Genomic DNA, 17336 nt, shown 5'->3' with positions numbered 1-17336 from the left:
GCACGGCGGCCGGGCGGGGCCCGCAGGTCAGAGGCCTCAGGTCAGAAGAAGGCCGGGCCCCGGCGCAGCAGCAGGTCGTAGAGCTGGTGCTGGATCGTCTCGCGGATCCGGTCCGTGAGGTCGAACACCACCATCGGGTCGTCGGCCTGCTCGGGACCGTGCTCCTCCAGCCGGATCGGCTCGCCGAACCGGATCATCCACTTGGACGGCAGCGGCACCATCCCCAGCGGCCCCAGCAGCGGCCAGGTGGGGGTGACCGGGAAGTACGGCAGGCCCAGCAGCCGGGCGACCGGCCGCAGGTCGGCGATCTTCGGGTAGATCTCCTCGGCGCCCACGACGGAGCACGGGATGATCGGCACCCCGGCGCGCAGCGCGGTCGCCACGAAGCCGCCGCGGCCGAACCGCTGCAGCCGGTAGCGCTCGCCGAAGGGCTTGCCCACGCCCTTGAAGCCCTCGGGGAAGACCCCGACCAGCTCCCCCTGGCGCAACATCCTGTCGGCGTCCTGGGGGCAGGCCAGGGTGTGCCCCGACTTGCGCGCCAGATGCGCCAGGAACGGCACCTGGTAGACCAGGTCGGCGCCCAGCAGGCGCAGATTGCGCTCGACCGTGTCGTGCAGGCCGACCTGGAGCATGACGGCGTCCAGCGGGACGGTGCCCGAGTGGTTGGCCACCAGCAGCGCGCCGCCGTGTTCGGGGACGTTCTCCAGGCCGTGCAGCTCCACCCGGAACCAGTGGTCGTACAGGAGCCGGGCCAGCGGAAGCAGCACCGAGGCGTTGAGGTCGGGGTCGAACCCGAACTCGTCGACCTCGTACTCGCCGGAGATCCTGCGCCGCAGGAAGGACAGGCCGCCGGCGAGCGCCCGCTCCAGCGGGTTGCGCTCCGGCTCGGGAGGCCGGTTGACGTTCAGCGGGATGACCTGCGCGAGGGCGGGACCCGGCGGGTCGCCCTTGCCGTACGCGTCCATCACCGGACACCGCCCCCTCGCTCCGGCCGCCCCGGAAGGGCTCCGGTCACCAGATCGAAAAGCTCCAACGGCAGGGTGTTGCCCAGTCCGTGGGCCTGGAGGAACTCGCTGAAGGCGGCCTCGGAGCCGTACTTCGGCCGCCAGGAGAGCTCCTCGACCAACCGCGCGGTGTCGATGACCCTGCCGTAGGTGAGCCAGCGCCGCAGTTCGTCGGAGAAGCCCGGCAGGCCGCCCAGCCGCTTGCCCGCGTCGCCGACCATTCCGAAGGCGGGCCCGGGCAGCGGCAGCGGCTGCCGCCCGGCCCGGCGCAGGCACTGCGACAGCAGCAGCACGCCGTCACCCGCCACGTTGAAGACGCCCGGATGGTCCTCCACGGTCATCCGGCGCAGCACCTCGACGCCGTCGTCCTCGTGCAGGAACTGCAGGCGGGGGTCGAAGCCCAGCACGGTCGGCACCACCGGCATGCGGAGGTACCGGGTGAGCGGGGAGTCGACGCCCGCGCCGAGGAAGTTGGCGAACCGCAGCACCGACACCGTCAGGTCCGACCTGCGGCGCTGCAGCCCCCGTACGTACCCCTCGACCTCGAGGGCGTCCTTGGCGTAACCCGAGGACGGCGGCACCGCCGCGTGGGCGTCCTCGGTGAAGACCGCGGGGTCGCGCGGCGAGGAGCCGTAGACCGCTGCCGAGGAGCGCACGACCAGCTTGCGCGTGTACGGCGAGCGCTGGCACGCGCCGAGCAGCTGCATCGCCCCGATGACGTTGATCTCCTTCGTCGCGGACCGCTGTCCGGACGGGGAGGTCACCAGGTTCAGGTGCACGACGGTGTCGACCCGCGCGGAGTCGATCACCTTGGCGATGCTCGGCGTCCGGATGTCCACCCGGACGAATTCCGTGCGGCCGAGCCGCCTGGTCGGCGGGACGGTGTCCACGCCGATGACGCGCTCGATCCCCGGGTCGGCCTGCAGTGTGTGGGCGACCCGGGCGCCGAGGAAGCGGGACACGCCGGTGACCAGCACGACACGGGCGGCGGCCCGTGGGTTCCCGGGGTCTGAGGCGCGTGTGGAGGACACTGTGCGGCCCACCCCTCACGGCTGGTCGAGCGGCGTGTTCACTTCTTGTTACGGCGCTGCACGCGGGTCTTCTTCAGCAGCTTGCGGTGCTTCTTCTTCGCCATCCGCTTACGACGCTTCTTGATAACGGAGCCCACGAAACCTCACTCATACGATCCCCGGCCATCGCCGAGATGACCGTCATGGGGCGTGCAGGAAAACGGGCTACAGCGCAGCCCAACGGCTAACACTACCGCCGCTCGCACGTTGAGGAGAACCGGCGGCCTCTCGGCCGCCGGTGTCGTCTCGTCCGCTCACGCGTCCGGACAGGCTTGGACGACCCGCGGCTAGCCGGCCTCGATGTAGGCCTCTCGCAGGTAGTCGTGGACAGCTTGTTCCGGCACCCGGAAGGAGCGCCCGACCCGGATGGCCGGAAGTTCCCCCGAGTGAACGAGTCGGTAGACGGTCATCTTGGACACCCTCATCACCGATGCCACTTCAGCGACGGTCAGGAACCGCACCTCGCTGAGCGGACGCTCGCCTGAAGCCATGGGCCGCCCTTTTCCACACGTGCCCGCCACCTGCCCTTTGGGTGACTTCGGTCACGCACGCGTACTTCATCCAGCGTAAATCGTGCATCCCAAGTCGCAAGAGGGTTCTTTACGCCAACAGGCCCGCATGGCCCAGGAGATAGGCCGTCATCGGGGTGTAGTGAGCGGGGAGCACGTTGTCGTCCAGCGGCACACAGACCTCGATTTTCCCTACGACATGCCCGGCGAACAGGGCGGGATCGTTGCAGTCGGCGAATCCGACCGTCGAAACGCCCGCCTCGCCGGCCGCTCCGGCCCACCCGTGGTCGGCGATGGCCAGATCCGGCCAATACCCGGATGCGGCTGCGAGGTTTGCCAGCATGCGTTCCATGGGAGCGGCGTGGTGCGTGTGGTGGAAGACGCCGCCGGCCTCCAGCGCGGCGACCCCCTCGGTGTAGCGGACGGTGCGCCGCTGCGGCCCGTCCCAGGGCTCGTCGGACAGGTAGGACCACCCCTCCGCGGGCGTCAGGACCCGGCAGCCCGCCTCGCGCAGCGCCCGGGCCACCGGCCTGTACAGCGGCTCCAGCAGGGCCCCCGGATGGCCGGTGGCCAGGATGACGTTCTGCTTCTCCCGGGCCGCCCGACCGATGCGCTCGGCCATCGCCTCGAGCGCGTCCAGGGTGCGGTCGGGGTCGATGGTGTCCTCGCCGTAGAAGTGCCCGGGGTCGGGGCTCGTGCCGGCGAGGCGCGCCATCATCTCGATGGTCTGCTCGTACGTCCACTCGCCCAGGTCGAGCCCGAACTGGTAGTACGGCTCGCCCGCTGCCATCTTGCGGAAGTGGCGCAGGTTGTTGTGCCGGGGAGTGGCCACGTCCCCGGCGATGAACGTGCGCACCAGATGGTCGCGCAGCTCTACTCGGGAAGGAGGCCGTGCTCCGGGAACACCGCCCGGCGCGTCGCCAGAATCGCCTGATCGATCGGGTTGGCCGGATCGTAGCCCTCGCCCCACGTCTGCACCTCCACCTGGAAACCGTCGGTCATCACTTTGGGGGCTATCTCGCCCGTTCGCATCCGGGCGAAATCCCGCCATTCCTCGGGACAGGCGGTCCGCGGGTCGATCGGGTGCCCGCTCGCCTCGGCCAGCAGGTGGGTCCACGCCCGCGGCACCACCTGCACCAGCTCGTAGCCGCCGCCACCGGTGAGGACCCACCTGCCACCGGCCATCTCGTGGGCGAGCCCGTGCAGCCGCTGGTAGATGGCGTTCTGCCCGTCCACGGTGAGGGACAGGTGGGCCAACGGGTCCGACAGGTGCGTGTCGCAGCCCTGCTGGGTGACCAGGATCTGCGGCTGGAAGGCCTGCAGCAGCGGCGGCACCACCGCGTCGAAGGCCCGCAGCCAGGCGCGGTCTCCCGTGCCGGGAGGCAGCGCCACGTTGACGGAGGTGCCCTCGGCTCCGGTCTCGTGCGGGAACCCCGTACCGGGGAAGAGCGTGCGCGGCGACTCGTGCAGGCTGATCGTCATGACGCGGGGATCGTCGTAGAACGCCTTCTGGACGCCGTCGCCGTGGTGAACGTCCACGTCCACGTACGCCACCTTCCGCGCGCCGTGCTCCAGCAGCCAGGCGATGGCGACCGCGGGGTCGTTGTAGATGCAGAACCCCGCGGCGGAGTCCGGCATCGCGTGGTGCAGCCCGCCGGAGATGTTGGCCGCGTGCTCCGCCTCGCCCGTCCACACCGCCCTCGCCGCCGCGACGCTCGCCCCGACGACCAGCGAGGAGGCCTCGTGCATACCGCCGAACAGCGGATTGTCGGTGGTGCCGAGACCGAAGACGTAGTGGGGCTTGAGCTCCCGGCCCGCCGTCTTCACCGCCTCTATGTACTCGCGCCCGTGCACCAGCGAGATCAGCCCGTCCCCGGCGGACTCGAAACCGCGCAGCTCGACGTGGTCGAGCACCCCCAGGCGGCGGGACAGGTCCATGGTGAGCTCGACCCGGACGGGGTTGAGGGGGTGGGTGTCCCCGAAGTCGTAGGAAAGCAGCTTGTCGTCCCAGAAGACCTGAAGCGCTCCGGTCATACGTCCACTCTCCCGCCGCCGTTCCCGTCCCTGTGGATCAAAGGTAGCGCGTTACGCAGAGTGACATGGAGCGTACCAAAGTCACCCTTTTGTGAAGTGAAACACTGAGTCAAAATGGGTATCTGCTTAACAAAGCAGAAACACGTGATCGAGATCACCTGATCTACCAGAGGGGGGGTGGCCATGTTCGAGGAAGAGGCGGCGTCCTCCGTCCCCGCGATGACCCCCCGGGTACCGCGCCCCACACCGGTCCTGGAACGCGATCCCAGTCTTCAGAGCAGGCTCGTGGGCGGTGCCCTCCGCTTCACCGTGCGCCCCCTGCTGCACCGCATGCCCGGCCGTCCCCTGCCCATCCGCGCGGCGCGCGCGGCCATCGACCGCGCCTCCCTCCTGCTGCCCACCGACCGCCGTGTCAGAATCGAGCGGGTCCGCGACCCCCAGCTGCACAACGGGCACGTGGTCAAGGCCGAGTGGGTCATCCCCGACGGCGAGCGCACCGAGGGCGCCGCGGTCCTCTACCTGCACGGCGGCGGCTACGTCGTCTGCTCCCCGCAGACCCACCGCGGCATCACCACCCGGCTCGCGGTGGACAACACGATGCCCGTCCTCGTCCCGCACTACCGGCTCGCCCCCGAGCACCCCTTCCCCGCCGCGCTCGAGGACGCCCTGGAGTCCTACCGCTGGCTGCTCGCCCGCGGCTTCACCCGGATCGTGGTGGCGGGCGACTCCGCCGGCGGCCACCTGGCCGCCAGCCTCGCGGCCGAGATCAGCCGGCACGAGCTGCCCGCCCCGACCGGCCTGGTGCTCTACTCCCCCTGGGTCGACCTGTCGTGCGAGCTCTCCCTCGCCGAGGACGCCCTCGTCCGCGACCCCTACATCAGCCCGCACACCGCGCAGCGCGTCGGCCGGCTGGTGGCGGGCCGCGAGATGGACCCGCGCATGGCGCTGCTGTCCCTGGAGTGGTCCGAACTGCCCCCCGTGCTCATCCAGCTCGGCGGCGCGGAGGTGCTGCGCCCCGAGGGCGAGGCCTTCGCCGAGCTCCTCATGGCCGCCGGCGCCCCGGTGGACCTGCAGGTCTGGCCCGGCCAGATGCACGTCTTCCAGCTCCTCAACAAACTCCTGCCGGACGCCGACGAGGCCATGCGCGAGACCGCTTCCTTCATCGCGTCCGTGATCGAGGGTCAGCGCCCTGGTCTCACCGTCGTCGCGTAGCGACGGAACGAGCGCCGTCGCGTGACCGCCCCCTCGCGCACTCCCGCGTGACCGCCTCCTCGCACGCCGTCGCCTAGTCCGAGCGGAGCGCCACCACCGGGTCGAGCCTGCCCGCGCGCCGGGCCGGCATCACGCCGAAGAAGACGCCGACCGCCGCCGAGACGGTGAACGCCAGCACCGGCGACCACCAGGCGATCACCGCCGGGACGGGGGAGAGCGCCGCGATGGCCAGGGCCGTGCCGACGCCCAGGGCGATGCCGAGCACGCCTCCGGTGGAGGTGAGCAGCACCGCCTCCACCAGGAACTGCGCCAGGACGTCCCGCTGCCGCGCGCCCACCGCCTTGCGCAGGCCGATCTCCCGGGTGCGCTCCCGCACGCTCACCAGCATGATGTTGGAGACCCCGACCCCGCCGACCAGCAGCGAGATGGCGGCGATCGCGGCCAGCACCCCGGTGAGCGCGCCCAGCACGGTCCCGATGGTGCCCAGCAGCTGGGTCTGGGTGACGGCCGAGTACCGCTCGCCCTGGTGCCGCGACTCCAGCGCCGCCACCAGCCGTGCCTGCAGCGGCTCGACCGCGTCGGCGTCCGCGGCCCGCACCGCCATGTAGTCGACCCGGGTGACGCCCAGCATGCGCTGCGCGGTCGTCAGCGGGACCTGCACCTCGTTGTCGCGGGACTGGCCGAAGGTCTGTCCGACCTCCTCGAAGACCCCGACGACCCGGAACCTGCCACCGCCGATCGTCACCTGCCTGCCGAGCGGGTCCACCTCGCCGAACAACCGCTCGGCCGCCTGCGAGCCGAGCACGGCCACCCGGCGGCGGGTCTCCACGTCGATCTCCGTCAGGTGGCGGCCCCTGGCCAGCGGCCGGACGTAGACGTTCGCGACGTTCTCGTCGGCGCCCAGCAGCGAGGCGAACACCTCGCGGGAGCCGGCGCGCACCACCTCGCTGGAGTTGAGGCCCGCGGTCACCGCGTCCTCGCCCGCGATCCGGCGCAGCTCCCGAGTGTCCTCCAGGTCGAGCCTGCTGACGGTGGGGCCGCCGGAGTCCAGGCCGAACTCACCGGGCACCACGAAGATGATGTTGGAGCCGAGGCCCTCGATCTCGCCTTCGACCATGTCCCGGGCGCCGCCGCCGATGGCCACCAGCACCACCACCGCCCACACGCCGATGATGACGCCGAGCATGGTGAGCAGGCTGCGCGTCCGGTTGGCGCGCAACGCCTCGAACGCCACACCGAGCAGCTCGGACGTCCTCATGCGGCGGTGTCCCGTTCGATCAGGCCGTCCCGGATGTAGATCTGGCGGCGGGCGCGCTCGGCGACGTCCGGCTCGTGCGTCACCAGGACGACCGCGACGCCCTGCTCGGCGTTGAGCCGCTCCAGCAGGTCCATCACCTCCTCGCCGGTCCTGGTGTCGAGGTTGCCGGTGGGTTCGTCGGCCAGCACCAGCTGGGGTTCGCCGACCAGGGCGCGGGCGATGGCCACCCGCTGCTGCTCGCCGCCGGACATCTGGTTGGGGCGGTGGCCGAGCCGGTGCCCGAGCCCGACCCGCTCCAGCGCGGCGACCGCGCGTGCGCGCCGTTCGGCCCGCGGCACGCCCCGGTACATCAGCGGCATCCCGACGTTGTCGACGGCGGTCGTGCGGGCCAGCAGGTGGAAGGACTGGAAGACGAAGCCGATGTGCTCGTTGCGCAGTTCGGCCAGCGCGGAGTCGTCGAGGGACGCCACGTCGCGCCCGCCGACCCGCAGCACTCCCGTGCTGGGCCGGTCCAGCGCGCCGAGCAGGTGCATGAGCGTGGACTTGCCCGATCCGGACGGGCCGAGGATCGCCGCGTACTCGCCCTGCCCGATCGTGAGGCTGACGCCCTTCAGCGCCTGGACGCGGACGCCTTCCATCTCGTAGGCGCGGGTGACGTCCACGGCCTCCAGCGCCGGGGCGCTCACCCGAGCTCCTGCCCCGGGCGCACCGAGTCCGCGGAGCCCACGACGATCCGGTCGCCTTCGGCCAGCCCCGACCGCACCTCGACGCTCGCCTCGCCCTCCGCGCCGAGCACGACCGTCCGCCGGACGGCCCTCCCGTTCTCGACGACCCACACGGTGCTGTCCTGGCCGCTGCTGACGACGGCGCTGGTCGGCACCACGAGCACGTTCTCGACCTCGCGGACGGTCAGCCGGACGATCGCGCTCATGCCAGGTCTGGGGTCGGGCGCCGCCGAGCCGTCGGGTAGGACGCCGTCCCCGAGCGTGAGCTGCACCCGGTAGGTGACGCCGCCGCCGGAGTTCTCCGACGGGGTGACGCCGACGCTGTGGACCTCGGCGCCGTAGGACGCCTCGGGCAGCGCGTCGAAGGCGGCCTCGGCCTCCCCGCCCCGCTTGATCTTGAGGATGTCCGACTCGTCGATGTCGGCGGACAGGCGCAGCTGCGACACGTCCGTCACGGTCACCACCGCCGCGCCCGGCTCGACCGGGACGCCGGTCGCGATGGACGAGGGGTCGCCGGCGGCGCCCGGCAGGCTCAGCCCGCCGGTCAGCCCGGACAGCGACGAGGGCATCAGCCCGGCGAGCGCCGACGACGAGCCGTTGCCGCCGGCCGGGCCGCCGAGGCTGACCACCCCGGCGAAGGGCGCCCTCAGCACCAGCCCGTCCACGGTGCGCTCGGCGGCCCGCACCGCGGCCCCGGTCTGCACCCGGCTGGACGCGCCCAGGGCCGACAGCGCCGAGGTGAGGCCGCCCAGGCCGGTGTTCAGCCGGGTGACGGCCAGCCGCGCCGCACCGGCCACGGTGGCGTAGTCGCCCTCGGCCTCGGCGATCTCGGCCAGCGCCTTGGCCCGGTCCTTCGGGTCGGGGATCTTCCGGGCGGCCTGCCTGGCCTTCGCGAACCCGCGGCGGGCGATGCGGTCGGACCGGGCGCCGAACGAGCCGAGGCTCGGGCCGGGGGGCAGCGCCGCGCCCAGGTCCGCCCGCCGGTCGGCCTCCCTGGCCTGGTCGAGCTGCTCTCGGGCGGCCGGGGAGTCGATCCGGGCGAGCACGTCGCCCTTGTCCACCCGGTCGCCGTCCCGGACCCGGAGCAGCGTGATCGTGCCCTCGGCCGGGCTGCGCAGCGTCACGTTCGCGCGGGCCGTCAGGGTCGCGGGCGCCTCCACGACCTCGGCGACCGGGCCGCGTTCGACGGTGCCGAGCCGCGGCCGCTCCCCGTCGCCGCCGCCGGAGCAGGCGCCGAGCAGCGCGGTGGTGAGCACGAGGGCGAGCGCGGGGGGAAGAACTCGTAGCGATGCCACAGGGGCATGCTATTTCTCCATAAACCCCATAAACATAGCCCTGGCGCGAAAGTAAGGCGGGTTCAGCCGCCCGCCAGCTCCCTGCCCCGGTCGCGCGCCGCCTCGATCGCCTCGAGCACCGCCGCGCGGACCCCGTGCTTCTCCAGCTCGCGGATGGCGGCGATGGTCGTCCCGCCCGGCGACGTCACGGCCTCGCGCAGCAGCACCGGGTGCTCCCCCGAGTCGCGCAGCATCACCGCCGCGCCGACCGCCGACTGGATCACCAGCTCCAGCGCCGCGGCGCGCGGCATGCCCAGCAGGATGCCCGCGTCGACCATGGCCTCGACCAGGTAGTAGAAGTACGCCGGGCCCGAACCCGACAGCGCGGTCGCCGCGTCCTGCAGCGACTCCGGCAGCCGTGTCACCTTCCCGACCGGCCGCAGCAGCTCCTCGGCGAGCGCCAGGTGCTCGGCTCCTGCGTGCTCCCCGGCGGAGATGACGCTCATCGCCTCGTCCACCAGCACCGGGGTGTTCGACATGACCCGGATGACCGGGACGTCGGAGGGCAGCCGCTCGGAGATGAAGGAGGTCGTGATGCCCGCCGCCATCGAGACGACCAGGGTGCCCGACGACACGTGCGGCCCGATCTCGGCCAGCAGCGCCGCCATGTCCTGCGGCTTGACCGCCAGCACCAGCACGGACGCCTTGTTCGCGGCCTCGACGTTGGCCACCGCCGTCACGCCGTGGCGCTCGCGCAGCAGCGCCGCCCGCTCCTGGCGGCGGGCCGTCACCAGCAGCTCCGACGGGCGCCGGCCGGCCCGCAGCAGGCCCGAGAGCAGGGCCTCGCCCATCTTGCCGGTACCGAGAATCGCGATCATCACACACCTGACCTGGTAGTCCTGAGTCGTACGGACGGCCTCGCCAGCCTAACGGCCCCGGGGACTACGAGCGCGTGCGCAGGGAGCGCAGGAAGAAGGCCAGGTTCGCCGGACGCTCGGCGAGCCGCCGCACCAGGTAGCCGTACCAGTCCTCACCGTAGGGCACGTAGACGCGCACCCGCGCGCCCGTCCGGGCCAGCCGCAGCTGCTCATCCGGGCGGATGCCGTAGAGCATCTGGTACTCGAACGAGTCGAGGTCCCGGCCGTTGACCATCCGCAGCGCGTCGGCGATCTCGATCAGACGGGGGTCGTGGGTGGCGACCATCGGGTAGCCGCGCCCGGCCATCAGCGTCCGCAGGCACCGCACGTAGGACTTGTCGACCTCCGCCTTGGCCGTGTAGCCGGCCGACGGCGGCGGGTCGTAGGCGCCCTTGCACAGCCGCACCCGGGAGCCCTCGTACGCCAGGCTCGCGCAGTACTCCTCGGCGCGGCGCAGCTGGGCCTGGACGACCGCGCCCGTCCACGGGTGCTCCCGGCGCAACGCGTCCAGCACGCGCAGCGTGGACCCGACGGTCGTGTGGTCCTCCATGTCCAGGGTGACCGTGGTGCCGGCCCGCGCGGCGGCGGCGCACACCCGGCGGGCGTTGGCCAGCGCCAGGTCCTCGTCCAGCGCCTGGCCGAGCGCGGTGAGCTTGACCGAGACCTCCACGCCCTCGGGGAGTTCGGGCAGCAGCTTCTCGTACGCCCGCACCGTCGTCTCGGCGCCCGCCGGGTCCCGCACGTCCTCGCCGAGCCGGTCCAGGCTGACCAGCAGCCCGTCGCCCAGCAGCCGCGCGGCGGCCTCCAGCGCCTGCGCGGAGTCCTCCCCCGCGACGAACCTCCGCACCACCCTGCGGGTCACCGGGGCGGTCACGAGCGTCGTGCGCAGGCCCGGGCTGCGCGAGGCGGCGAGCAGGCTTCGGCGGAGCATCTCCTCACCCTAAGCGCTGGGGGCTCCCTCAGGGAGTACGGCGGGGCAGCGTCGCCGCGCCGACCAGCAGGGAGAGCAGCGCCGCGACGGTGATGACGGCGGCGTCCGCGGCGAAGCCCGAGCCGAGCTCCGGTGAGACGGTCAGCTCGCTCATGGCGTCCACCGCGTACGACAGGGGCATCACGTCCGACAGCGCGGACAGCACCGGGTGCATGGCGTCGCGGGGCGCGAACAGGCCGCACAGCAGCGCCTGCGGCAGGACGAACGCCGGCATGAGCTGGACGGCCTGGAACTCCGTCCGGGCGAACGCGCTGGCGAACAGGCCGAGCGCCACCCCCAGCAGCGCGTCCAGCAGCGCGATCAGCACCAGGGCCCACAGCGGCCCGCTGACGGTCAGCCCCAGGAACAGCAGCGACGTCCCCAGGATCACCGCGACCTGCGCCAGCCCGACCGCCGAGAACGCCAGGGCGTAACCGATCAGGAGGTCGAGCTTGCCCAGCGGGGTCGTCATCAGCCGCTCCAGGGTGCCCCCCGTGCGTTCGCGCAGGGTGGCCACGCTGGTCACCACGAACATGAACATGAACGGGAAGATGCTCAGCAGCATCGGCCCGATCCGGTCGAAGGTCCGCTGGTCGTCGAAGATGTACCGCAGCAGGACCATCATCAGGGCCGGGACGGCGACGAGCAGTGCCAGCGTCCGGTGGTCGTGCCGGAGCTGGTCGAGGATCCGTCCGGCCGTCGCCAGGGTCACCTTGGTGTTCACACCGCCTCCTGTGCGCCGATGAGGCGCAGGAACGCCTCCTCCAGGTCGTCCGTGCCGGTCTGCGCGCTCAGCTCGGCCGGGGTCTCGTCGGCCAGGATCCGTCCGTCGCGCAGGAGGACCAGCCGCTGGCAGCGGGCGGCCTCGTCCATCACATGACTGGAGACGATCATCGTCACGCCGTCCTCGGCCAGCCGGTGGAACAGCGCCCACAACTCCTGGCGCAGCACCGGGTCGAGGCCGACCGTCGGCTCGTCCAGCACGACCAGTTCGGGCGCGCCGAGCAGCGCCACGGCCAGGTTCACCCGGCCCAGCTGCCCGCCCGAGAGGGATCCGGCGAGCTGGTCCGCCTGGGAGCCGAGACCGACCTGGCCCATCACCCGGTCGACGTCCTCCCCCGGCGCCCCGATCACCCTGCCGAAGTAGCGCAGATTCTCCCGCACCGTCAGATCCAGGTAGACCGCCGGATGCTGGGTGGCGTAACCCACCCGGCTCCGCACCTCCTTCGCGCCCGCCGGGCGGCCCAGGACCTCGACCGTCCCGCTCTCGACGGCCTGCACCCCGACGATCGCCCGCAGGAGGGTCGTCTTCCCGCAGCCGCTGGGCCCGAGCAGCCCGACCACGCGTCCTCGCGGCACCTCGAAGCCCAGCCCGTGCAGCACCTCGCGCCCGCCTCTGCGCACCCTCAGGTCCGCGACCCGGACGGCATAATTCATCATGTGGTGAATTTAAGTCGGCACGCGGGGACCGTCAAGGACTCCGGAAGTGAGAAGAACGGTTCAGTCCAGATAGCGTTGGACGACCGGGGCGAGCAGCTCGACCAGCTCCTCGTCGGTGGCGCGCGCCAGCGGCTCGGCCTCCAGGACGTACCGCACCATCACCACGCCGATCATCTGCGCGGCGACCAGTCCCACCCGCGTCGGAGGGACGGCCAGCGCCTCGGCGAGCCGCTCCAGCATCGCGGCGGTCATGAACTCCCGCACCATCGTCGCGCCCTGCTCGCTGGTCACCGCGGAGCGCACGATCGCCAGCAGCCGCGGCCTCGTCTCCTCGTCACCCAGCAGGCCCAGGAAGACGCGGACCAGCCGCTCGCCGATCTCCTCCCGCGGCCCTTGGAGGATCAGCGGCACCAGCCGCGTCGGATCGACGGGGAACTCCATCGCCTCGACGAAGAGCGCCTCCTTGCCGGCGAAGAAGTGGTGCACCAGCGCCGGGTCCACCCCGGCGGCACGGGCCACCGCGCGCAGCGACGTGCCGTCGAAGCCCTTCTCGGCGAACAGTTCGCGGGCGGCCTTGACGATCAGCGGCCGGGTGCCGGAGGGGCCTCTGCGCCGTCCCGGCCGCGCGGGAGCGCCGTCCTTGCTCGGCGCCATGGTCAGCTGGTGCGCTGGCGGGAGACCTCGCCCGAGCGCGAGACCTCCCAGGTGCGGCTGGCCGCCAGGTGCAGGCGGGCGAAGGCCAGCGCCTCGGCGAGGTCCTCGATGCGCTCGGCGCGCGAGGTGGCCTTGCGGGTGTTGACCTCCAGCACCACGTGGCCGCGGAAGCCCTGCAGCGCCAATCGCTCCAGGATCTCCCCGCACGGCTGGGAACCGCGGCCCGGCACCAGGTGCTCGTCCTTGTTGGGGATGCCGACGCCGTCCGCCAGGTGCAGGTGGCGCAGCCGCTCGCCGTAGCGGTCGGCCATCTCCAGCGCGTCGCTGCCGGAGACCGCGGTGTGCGAGGTGTCCAGCGTCAGGTGCGGGTAGTCGTAGCCGGTCGGGTCCCAGTGCGGGGCGTACATGCCGAGCTCGGTGCCGCGCGCCTTGGCGGGGAACATGTTCTCCACCGCGAAGACCACGTCGGTCTCCTCCTGCATGCGCGCCAGGCCCACTTCGAAGTCGCGGGCGTACTCGCGCTGCCAGCGGAACGGCGGGTGCACCACCACGACCTCGGCGCCCAGCCGCTCGGCGATCTCCTTGGAGCGCATCAGCTTGTTCCACGGGTCGCGGCCCCACACCATCTGGGTGAACAGCAGGCAGGGCGCGTGGATCGACTTGATCGGCATCTGGTGGTAGTCCGACAGCCGGCGCAGCACGTTGAGGTCCTGCGAGGCGGCGTCCAGGGTGACCATCACCTCCACCCCGTCATAACCCAGCCAGGACGCCATCTCGAAGGCGCTCGGCACCTTCTCGGGGTACACCGAAGCGGTGGACAGCGTGATCGGGGCGTCGGGCACCCGGATCGACTCGGCTACGTCGTTGCGGGACAAGGCTCCTCGCTCTCTGACCGTTCTGCCGAAAGCCTATGCGTTCCCCGCCGCGACAGGACCGTTACTTGGCGGGAAAAGGACGAACCATCAGCACTGTTGGTTACTCTCTGTCCGTGGTAGAGATCGCCCCCGGTGCCGTGCCCAGTCCCAACATCTGGAACACCCCCCAGACGTACGAGCTGGAGAACCGCGCCGTCGACCCCGACGGAGTGCTGGCCGGGGCGATGCGGGAGCTGCGCCCCTGGGACGGCGCCACGGTCCTGGACGTCGGCTGCGGCACCGGCTACCACCTGCCCTTCTTCGCGGAGTCAGCCGCCCGGGTGATCGGGGTGGAGCCCCACTCGGGGCTGGCCGCCGCGGCCCGCGGCCGGGTGGCCGGACTGGGCCATGTGACCGTCCGCACGGCCGCCGCCCAGGCCCTGCCGCTACCCGACTCCAGTGTCGACGTCGTGCACGCCCGGTGGGCGTACTTCTTCGGGCCCGGCTGCGAGCCGGGGCTGCGCGAGATCGCCCGGGTGACGCGGCGCGGCGGCGCGGCCTTCATCATCGACAACGACGCCACCCGCTCCACCTTCGGCCGCTGGTTCCGCCGGTGGCTGCCCGCCTACGACCCGGACGGCGTGGAGCTCTTCTGGGCCCGCCAGGGCTTCTCCCGCCGGCCGCTGACCATCCGCTGGGCCTTCGCCGACCGCTCCGAGCTGGAGGCGGTGCTGAACATCGAGTTCCCCGCCGAGCTGGCCGCCCGGTTCCTGGCCGAGGTGCCCGGGACCGAGGTGGACTACGCGGTCAACCTGTGGCACCGGTCCTACTGACCGCCCTGCGCTTCACTTGCTAGACGGTTTGTATAACAATGCCGGGAAACAGGAGGTCTTCCATGACTCGTCGTAATGTGATGCTGGCGGCGACCGCCCTCGGACTGGGCGCGGCGGGCGCCGCGGGCGGGATGGCCCTGCAGCGGCACGCCCTGCGCCGCCTGCGGCTGCGTCCCGACCCCCACGCCGGAGAGCAGTTCGGCTCCCTGCACGGCACCCCCGTGCCGGTGCTCGCCGACGACGGCACCCGGCTGTACGCCGAGATCGACAACGACGACCGCACCGACCTGGCCGTCGTGTTCTGCCACGGCTGGACCCTCACCGGGGACTCCTGGCACTTCCAGCGCAGGGCCATGCGCGGCCTGGGCAGGCTGGTCTTCTGGGACCAGCGCGGCCACGGCCGCTCCGGCTCCGCGGACGACCGCTCCTCCTACCGCGTGGAGCAGCTCGCGCACGACCTGCGCGCCGTCATCGAGCAGACCGTCCCGCCGCAGACCCCCGTCGTCCTGGTGGGGCACTCCATGGGCGGCATCACGATCATGAAGTTCGCCGACGAGTACCCCGACCTCATCGGCTCCAAGGTCAGGGCGGCCGCCCTGCTGTGCACCTCCTCCGGGGGCCTGGGCGAGGTCACCCTCGGCCTGCCCGCCGCGCTGGCCCGGGTCAACCGGCTGCTGATGCCGCACGGCCTCAGGGCCGCCGGGCTCGGCTCCGGGGTCCTGGAGCGGCTGCGCCACCTCGGCCGCGACTCCGCCCTGCTGGTGGAGGACCTCATCGCCTTCGGCCCCGACGCCAGCCCCTCGGCGGTGCGCTTCGCCGAGGAGATGATGACCCACACCCGCATGCAGGCCCTCACCGGGTTCATCCATTCGATGACCGACGCTCCGGAGCTCAGCCCCTGCGCCACCCTGAAGAAGGCCGAAACCCTCATCATCGCCGCTGAGAACGACGCGCTGACCCCCGTCGAGCACAGCCTCACCATCGCCACCAAGTGCCCCGACGCCCGCCTGGAGGTCATCCCCACCGCCGGCCACATGGCCATGATGGAACGCCCCTCCGTGGTCAGCGACCACCTGGGCGACCTGGTCGAACGCACCCGCAAGGCGCTGTGACCCCCCGCCGGAGACCCCCGGGCCTCCGGCGGGCCCGGCCCCTCCCGGCGGACGGACCGTCCTCGGAGACCCCGCGCCCCGCGGGCGGCCCGGCCGCGTCGGCCCTGCCCTTTCGCGGCGGTCAGACGTAGCGTTCCAGGATGCTGGACTCGGCCAGCCGGGAGAGGCCCTCGCGGACCGAGCGGGCGCGGGCCTCGCCCACCCCGCCGACGGCCTGGAGGTCGTCTATCGTCGCGGCGAGCAGCTTCTGGAGGCCGCCGAAGTGCTCCACCAGCCGCTCCACCACCGGGTTGGGCAGTCGCGGCACCTTGGCCAGCAGCCGGTAGCCCTTGGGGCTCACCGGCAGGTCCAGCGCGTCGGCGCCGCTGAAGTCCATGGTGCGGGCGACGTCGCCCAGCTCCAGCAGGCCGTTGGTGGTCAGCTCGTCGAGGGCGGCCAGCACCTCCTCGGTGGGGCGCTCGCTGGGCTGGTAGTCCCGCACGATCAGCTCGCGCTCCTCCTCCACACCGGAGACCAGCTCCTCCAGCTGCAGGGAGAGCAGCCGCCCGTCGGTGCCCAGCTCCACCACGTAGCCGTCGATCTCGTCGGCGATCCGGCGCACCATCTCCAGCCGCTGCACGACCGCGGTGACGTCGCGGACGGTGACCAGGTCCTCGATCTCCAGCGCCGACAGGGTGCCGGAGACCTCGTCGAGCCGGAGCTTGTAGCGCTCCAGCGTGGCCAGCGCCTGGTTGGCCTTGGACAGGATCGCCGCCGAGTCCTCCAGGACGTAGCGGCCGTCCAGGTACAGGGCGATGATCCGCATCGACTGGCTCACCGAGATCACCGGGTAGCCGGTCTGCTTGGCCACCCGTTCGGCGGTGCGGTGCCGGGTGCCCGACTCCTCGGTCTCGATGGTCGGGTCGGGCATGAGGTGCACCGCCGCCCGCACGATGCGCGTGCAGGAGGAGTCCAGCACGATCGCGCCGTCCATCTTGGCCAGCTCGCGCAGGCGGGTCGCGGAGAACTCCACCTCCAGGGCGAAGCCCCCCGAGCACACCTCCTCCACGGTCCGGTCGTAGCCCAGGACGATGAGGCCGCCGGTGTGGCCGCGCAGGATGCGCTCCAGGCCGTCACGAAGAGCCGTCCCCGGAGCCACCGCCGCCAGTGTCGCGCGGCGCCTCTCGTCGACGATTTTTTCTTGTGCTGGCACTTGACCCCCGCAGGTCGCCGGTCGTCAACAAGGTGCGCCCTCGGCCTTCCGCCGGAAGAAGGAGATCTTCCGAAGGCCTTCCCGAAGGGGACGTCAGAGCGCGGACAGCCTATCGAGGCCGCTTCCCGCTCTGATTCGACGCCGGATCCGGCCCATCGGTTCCCTTCTTTTTCCCCACGGAGCCGAATCCTTCCCTCGGGACAAGCCCCACCCACCCTGGGCCCATACCCCGGAACCCGCGGCCGTCCACTTCCGCGCCCCCGAAACCCCCTCCCCGG

Annotated in this window: 19 protein-coding genes; 3 read left to right on the top strand and 16 right to left on the bottom strand. The window is 72.0% G+C overall.

Annotated features, from left to right (window positions below; all coding sequences use genetic code 11):
• Window positions 1-41 precede the first annotated feature (41 nt).
• From C2865_RS05710 to C2865_RS05685, 6 genes are all read right to left on the bottom strand, one after another.
• A complete protein-coding gene (locus C2865_RS05710; protein WP_106397175.1) occupies window positions 42-965 on the bottom strand; it encodes a lysophospholipid acyltransferase family protein in 924 nt (307 codons plus the stop codon).
• A complete protein-coding gene (locus C2865_RS05705; RefSeq protein WP_198652942.1) occupies window positions 965-2035 on the bottom strand; it encodes an NAD-dependent epimerase/dehydratase family protein in 1071 nt (356 codons plus the stop codon). The genes C2865_RS05710 and C2865_RS05705 overlap by 1 nt, the downstream gene beginning before the upstream one ends.
• Before the next feature lie 38 nt (window positions 2036-2073).
• Window positions 2074-2172 carry a 30S ribosomal protein bS22 gene (locus C2865_RS05700; RefSeq protein ID WP_012854759.1) on the bottom strand — a complete coding sequence of 33 codons (99 nt, stop codon included), beginning with the start codon at window positions 2170-2172 and terminating at the stop codon, window positions 2074-2076.
• A 189-nt stretch (window positions 2173-2361) separates the two neighbouring features.
• On the bottom strand, window positions 2362-2565 hold the full coding sequence (locus C2865_RS05695) for a helix-turn-helix domain-containing protein (protein ID WP_106397174.1): 204 nt from the start codon (window positions 2563-2565) through the stop codon (window positions 2362-2364).
• A 109-nt stretch (window positions 2566-2674) separates the two neighbouring features.
• Window positions 2675-3454: a phosphatase gene (locus tag C2865_RS05690; RefSeq protein ID WP_269802696.1), complete on the bottom strand. Its 780-nt coding sequence runs from the start codon at window positions 3452-3454 to the stop codon at window positions 2675-2677.
• Between the two features lie 2 nt (window positions 3455-3456).
• On the bottom strand, window positions 3457-4617 hold the full coding sequence (locus tag C2865_RS05685) for an acetoin utilization protein AcuC (protein ID WP_106397172.1): 1161 nt from the start codon (window positions 4615-4617) through the stop codon (window positions 3457-3459).
• A 183-nt stretch (window positions 4618-4800) separates the two neighbouring features.
• On the opposite strand from C2865_RS05685, the gene C2865_RS05680 reads away from it, so the two are divergent.
• Window positions 4801-5829 carry an alpha/beta hydrolase gene (locus C2865_RS05680; RefSeq protein WP_106397171.1) on the top strand — a complete coding sequence of 343 codons (1029 nt, stop codon included), beginning with the start codon at window positions 4801-4803 and terminating at the stop codon, window positions 5827-5829.
• Between the two features lie 73 nt (window positions 5830-5902).
• Here C2865_RS05680 and C2865_RS05675 read toward each other — a convergent pair whose 3' ends face one another.
• The 9 genes from C2865_RS05675 to C2865_RS05635 form a co-directional block, all read right to left on the bottom strand.
• A complete protein-coding gene (locus tag C2865_RS05675; protein WP_106397170.1) occupies window positions 5903-7087 on the bottom strand; it encodes an ABC transporter permease in 1185 nt (394 codons plus the stop codon).
• The gene (locus tag C2865_RS05670; protein ID WP_106397169.1) at window positions 7084-7773 is read right to left on the bottom strand and encodes an ABC transporter ATP-binding protein; all 690 of its coding nucleotides are present in this window, start codon (window positions 7771-7773) and stop codon (window positions 7084-7086) included. Before C2865_RS05670 ends, C2865_RS05675 begins: the two co-directional genes overlap by 4 nt.
• Window positions 7770-9107, bottom strand: a complete 1338-nt coding sequence (locus C2865_RS05665; RefSeq protein ID WP_106397168.1) for an efflux RND transporter periplasmic adaptor subunit — start codon at window positions 9105-9107, stop codon at window positions 7770-7772. The genes C2865_RS05670 and C2865_RS05665 overlap by 4 nt, the downstream gene beginning before the upstream one ends.
• Window positions 9108-9169: 62 nt before the next feature.
• Window positions 9170-9964: a pyrroline-5-carboxylate reductase gene (gene proC / locus C2865_RS05660; protein ID WP_106397167.1), complete on the bottom strand. Its 795-nt coding sequence runs from the start codon at window positions 9962-9964 to the stop codon at window positions 9170-9172.
• A 64-nt stretch (window positions 9965-10028) separates the two neighbouring features.
• Window positions 10029-10934 carry a proline dehydrogenase family protein gene (locus tag C2865_RS05655; RefSeq protein WP_106397166.1) on the bottom strand — a complete coding sequence of 302 codons (906 nt, stop codon included), beginning with the start codon at window positions 10932-10934 and terminating at the stop codon, window positions 10029-10031.
• A 28-nt stretch (window positions 10935-10962) separates the two neighbouring features.
• Entirely contained in the window at window positions 10963-11697 is a 735-nt protein-coding gene (locus C2865_RS05650) for an ABC transporter permease (RefSeq protein WP_106397165.1), read from the bottom strand.
• Entirely contained in the window at window positions 11694-12413 is a 720-nt protein-coding gene (locus C2865_RS05645) for an ABC transporter ATP-binding protein (protein WP_198652940.1), read from the bottom strand. The genes C2865_RS05650 and C2865_RS05645 overlap by 4 nt, the downstream gene beginning before the upstream one ends.
• 60 nt (window positions 12414-12473) lie before the next feature.
• Window positions 12474-13067 carry a TetR/AcrR family transcriptional regulator gene (locus C2865_RS05640; protein ID WP_106397164.1) on the bottom strand — a complete coding sequence of 198 codons (594 nt, stop codon included), beginning with the start codon at window positions 13065-13067 and terminating at the stop codon, window positions 12474-12476.
• Window positions 13068-13069: 2 nt separating this feature from the next.
• Window positions 13070-13942, bottom strand: coding sequence for a sugar phosphate isomerase/epimerase family protein (locus C2865_RS05635; RefSeq protein ID WP_232835380.1), 873 nt, complete (start codon window positions 13940-13942; stop codon window positions 13070-13072).
• A gap of 113 nt (window positions 13943-14055) precedes the next feature.
• Between C2865_RS05635 and C2865_RS05630 the strand changes: the two genes are divergently transcribed.
• Complete coding sequence (locus tag C2865_RS05630; protein WP_232835379.1) at window positions 14056-14754, top strand: class I SAM-dependent methyltransferase; 699 nt, start codon at window positions 14056-14058, stop codon at window positions 14752-14754.
• 62 nt (window positions 14755-14816) lie between these two features.
• A complete protein-coding gene (locus tag C2865_RS05625; protein WP_232835378.1) occupies window positions 14817-15866 on the top strand; it encodes an alpha/beta fold hydrolase in 1050 nt (349 codons plus the stop codon).
• 121 nt (window positions 15867-15987) lie between these two features.
• Here C2865_RS05625 and disA read toward each other — a convergent pair whose 3' ends face one another.
• Window positions 15988-17058: a DNA integrity scanning diadenylate cyclase DisA gene (gene disA / locus C2865_RS05620; RefSeq protein WP_106397161.1), complete on the bottom strand. Its 1071-nt coding sequence runs from the start codon at window positions 17056-17058 to the stop codon at window positions 15988-15990.
• Window positions 17059-17336 lie beyond the last annotated feature (278 nt).

The organism is Actinocorallia populi (assembly GCF_002995495.1).
GTDB classification, from domain to species: Bacteria; Actinomycetota; Actinomycetes; order Streptosporangiales; family Streptosporangiaceae; genus Actinocorallia; species Actinocorallia populi.
Note: the sequence above shows the minus strand (reverse complement) of the source record. Positions and strands in the feature narration are given on the sequence as shown.

Excerpts from the sequence above, each read along its gene's own strand:
- C2865_RS05710 (WP_106397175.1), bottom strand. The coding sequence starts at position 965 with ATGGACGCGTACGGCAAGGGCGACCCGCCGGGTCCCGCCCTCGCGCAG.
- C2865_RS05695 (WP_106397174.1), bottom strand. The coding sequence starts at position 2,565 with ATGGCTTCAGGCGAGCGTCCGCTCAGCGAGGTGCGGTTCCTGACCGTC.
- C2865_RS05685 (WP_106397172.1), bottom strand. The coding sequence starts at position 4,617 with ATGACCGGAGCGCTTCAGGTCTTCTGGGACGACAAGCTGCTTTCCTAC.
- C2865_RS05680 (WP_106397171.1), top strand. The coding sequence starts at position 4,801 with ATGTTCGAGGAAGAGGCGGCGTCCTCCGTCCCCGCGATGACCCCCCGG.
- C2865_RS05675 (WP_106397170.1), bottom strand. The coding sequence starts at position 7,087 with ATGAGGACGTCCGAGCTGCTCGGTGTGGCGTTCGAGGCGTTGCGCGCC.
- proC (WP_106397167.1), bottom strand. The coding sequence starts at position 9,964 with ATGATCGCGATTCTCGGTACCGGCAAGATGGGCGAGGCCCTGCTCTCG.
- C2865_RS05655 (WP_106397166.1), bottom strand. The coding sequence starts at position 10,934 with ATGCTCCGCCGAAGCCTGCTCGCCGCCTCGCGCAGCCCGGGCCTGCGC.
- C2865_RS05645 (WP_198652940.1), bottom strand. The coding sequence starts at position 12,413 with ATGATGAATTATGCCGTCCGGGTCGCGGACCTGAGGGTGCGCAGAGGC.
- C2865_RS05640 (WP_106397164.1), bottom strand. The coding sequence starts at position 13,067 with ATGGCGCCGAGCAAGGACGGCGCTCCCGCGCGGCCGGGACGGCGCAGA.
- C2865_RS05625 (WP_232835378.1), top strand. The coding sequence starts at position 14,817 with ATGACTCGTCGTAATGTGATGCTGGCGGCGACCGCCCTCGGACTGGGC.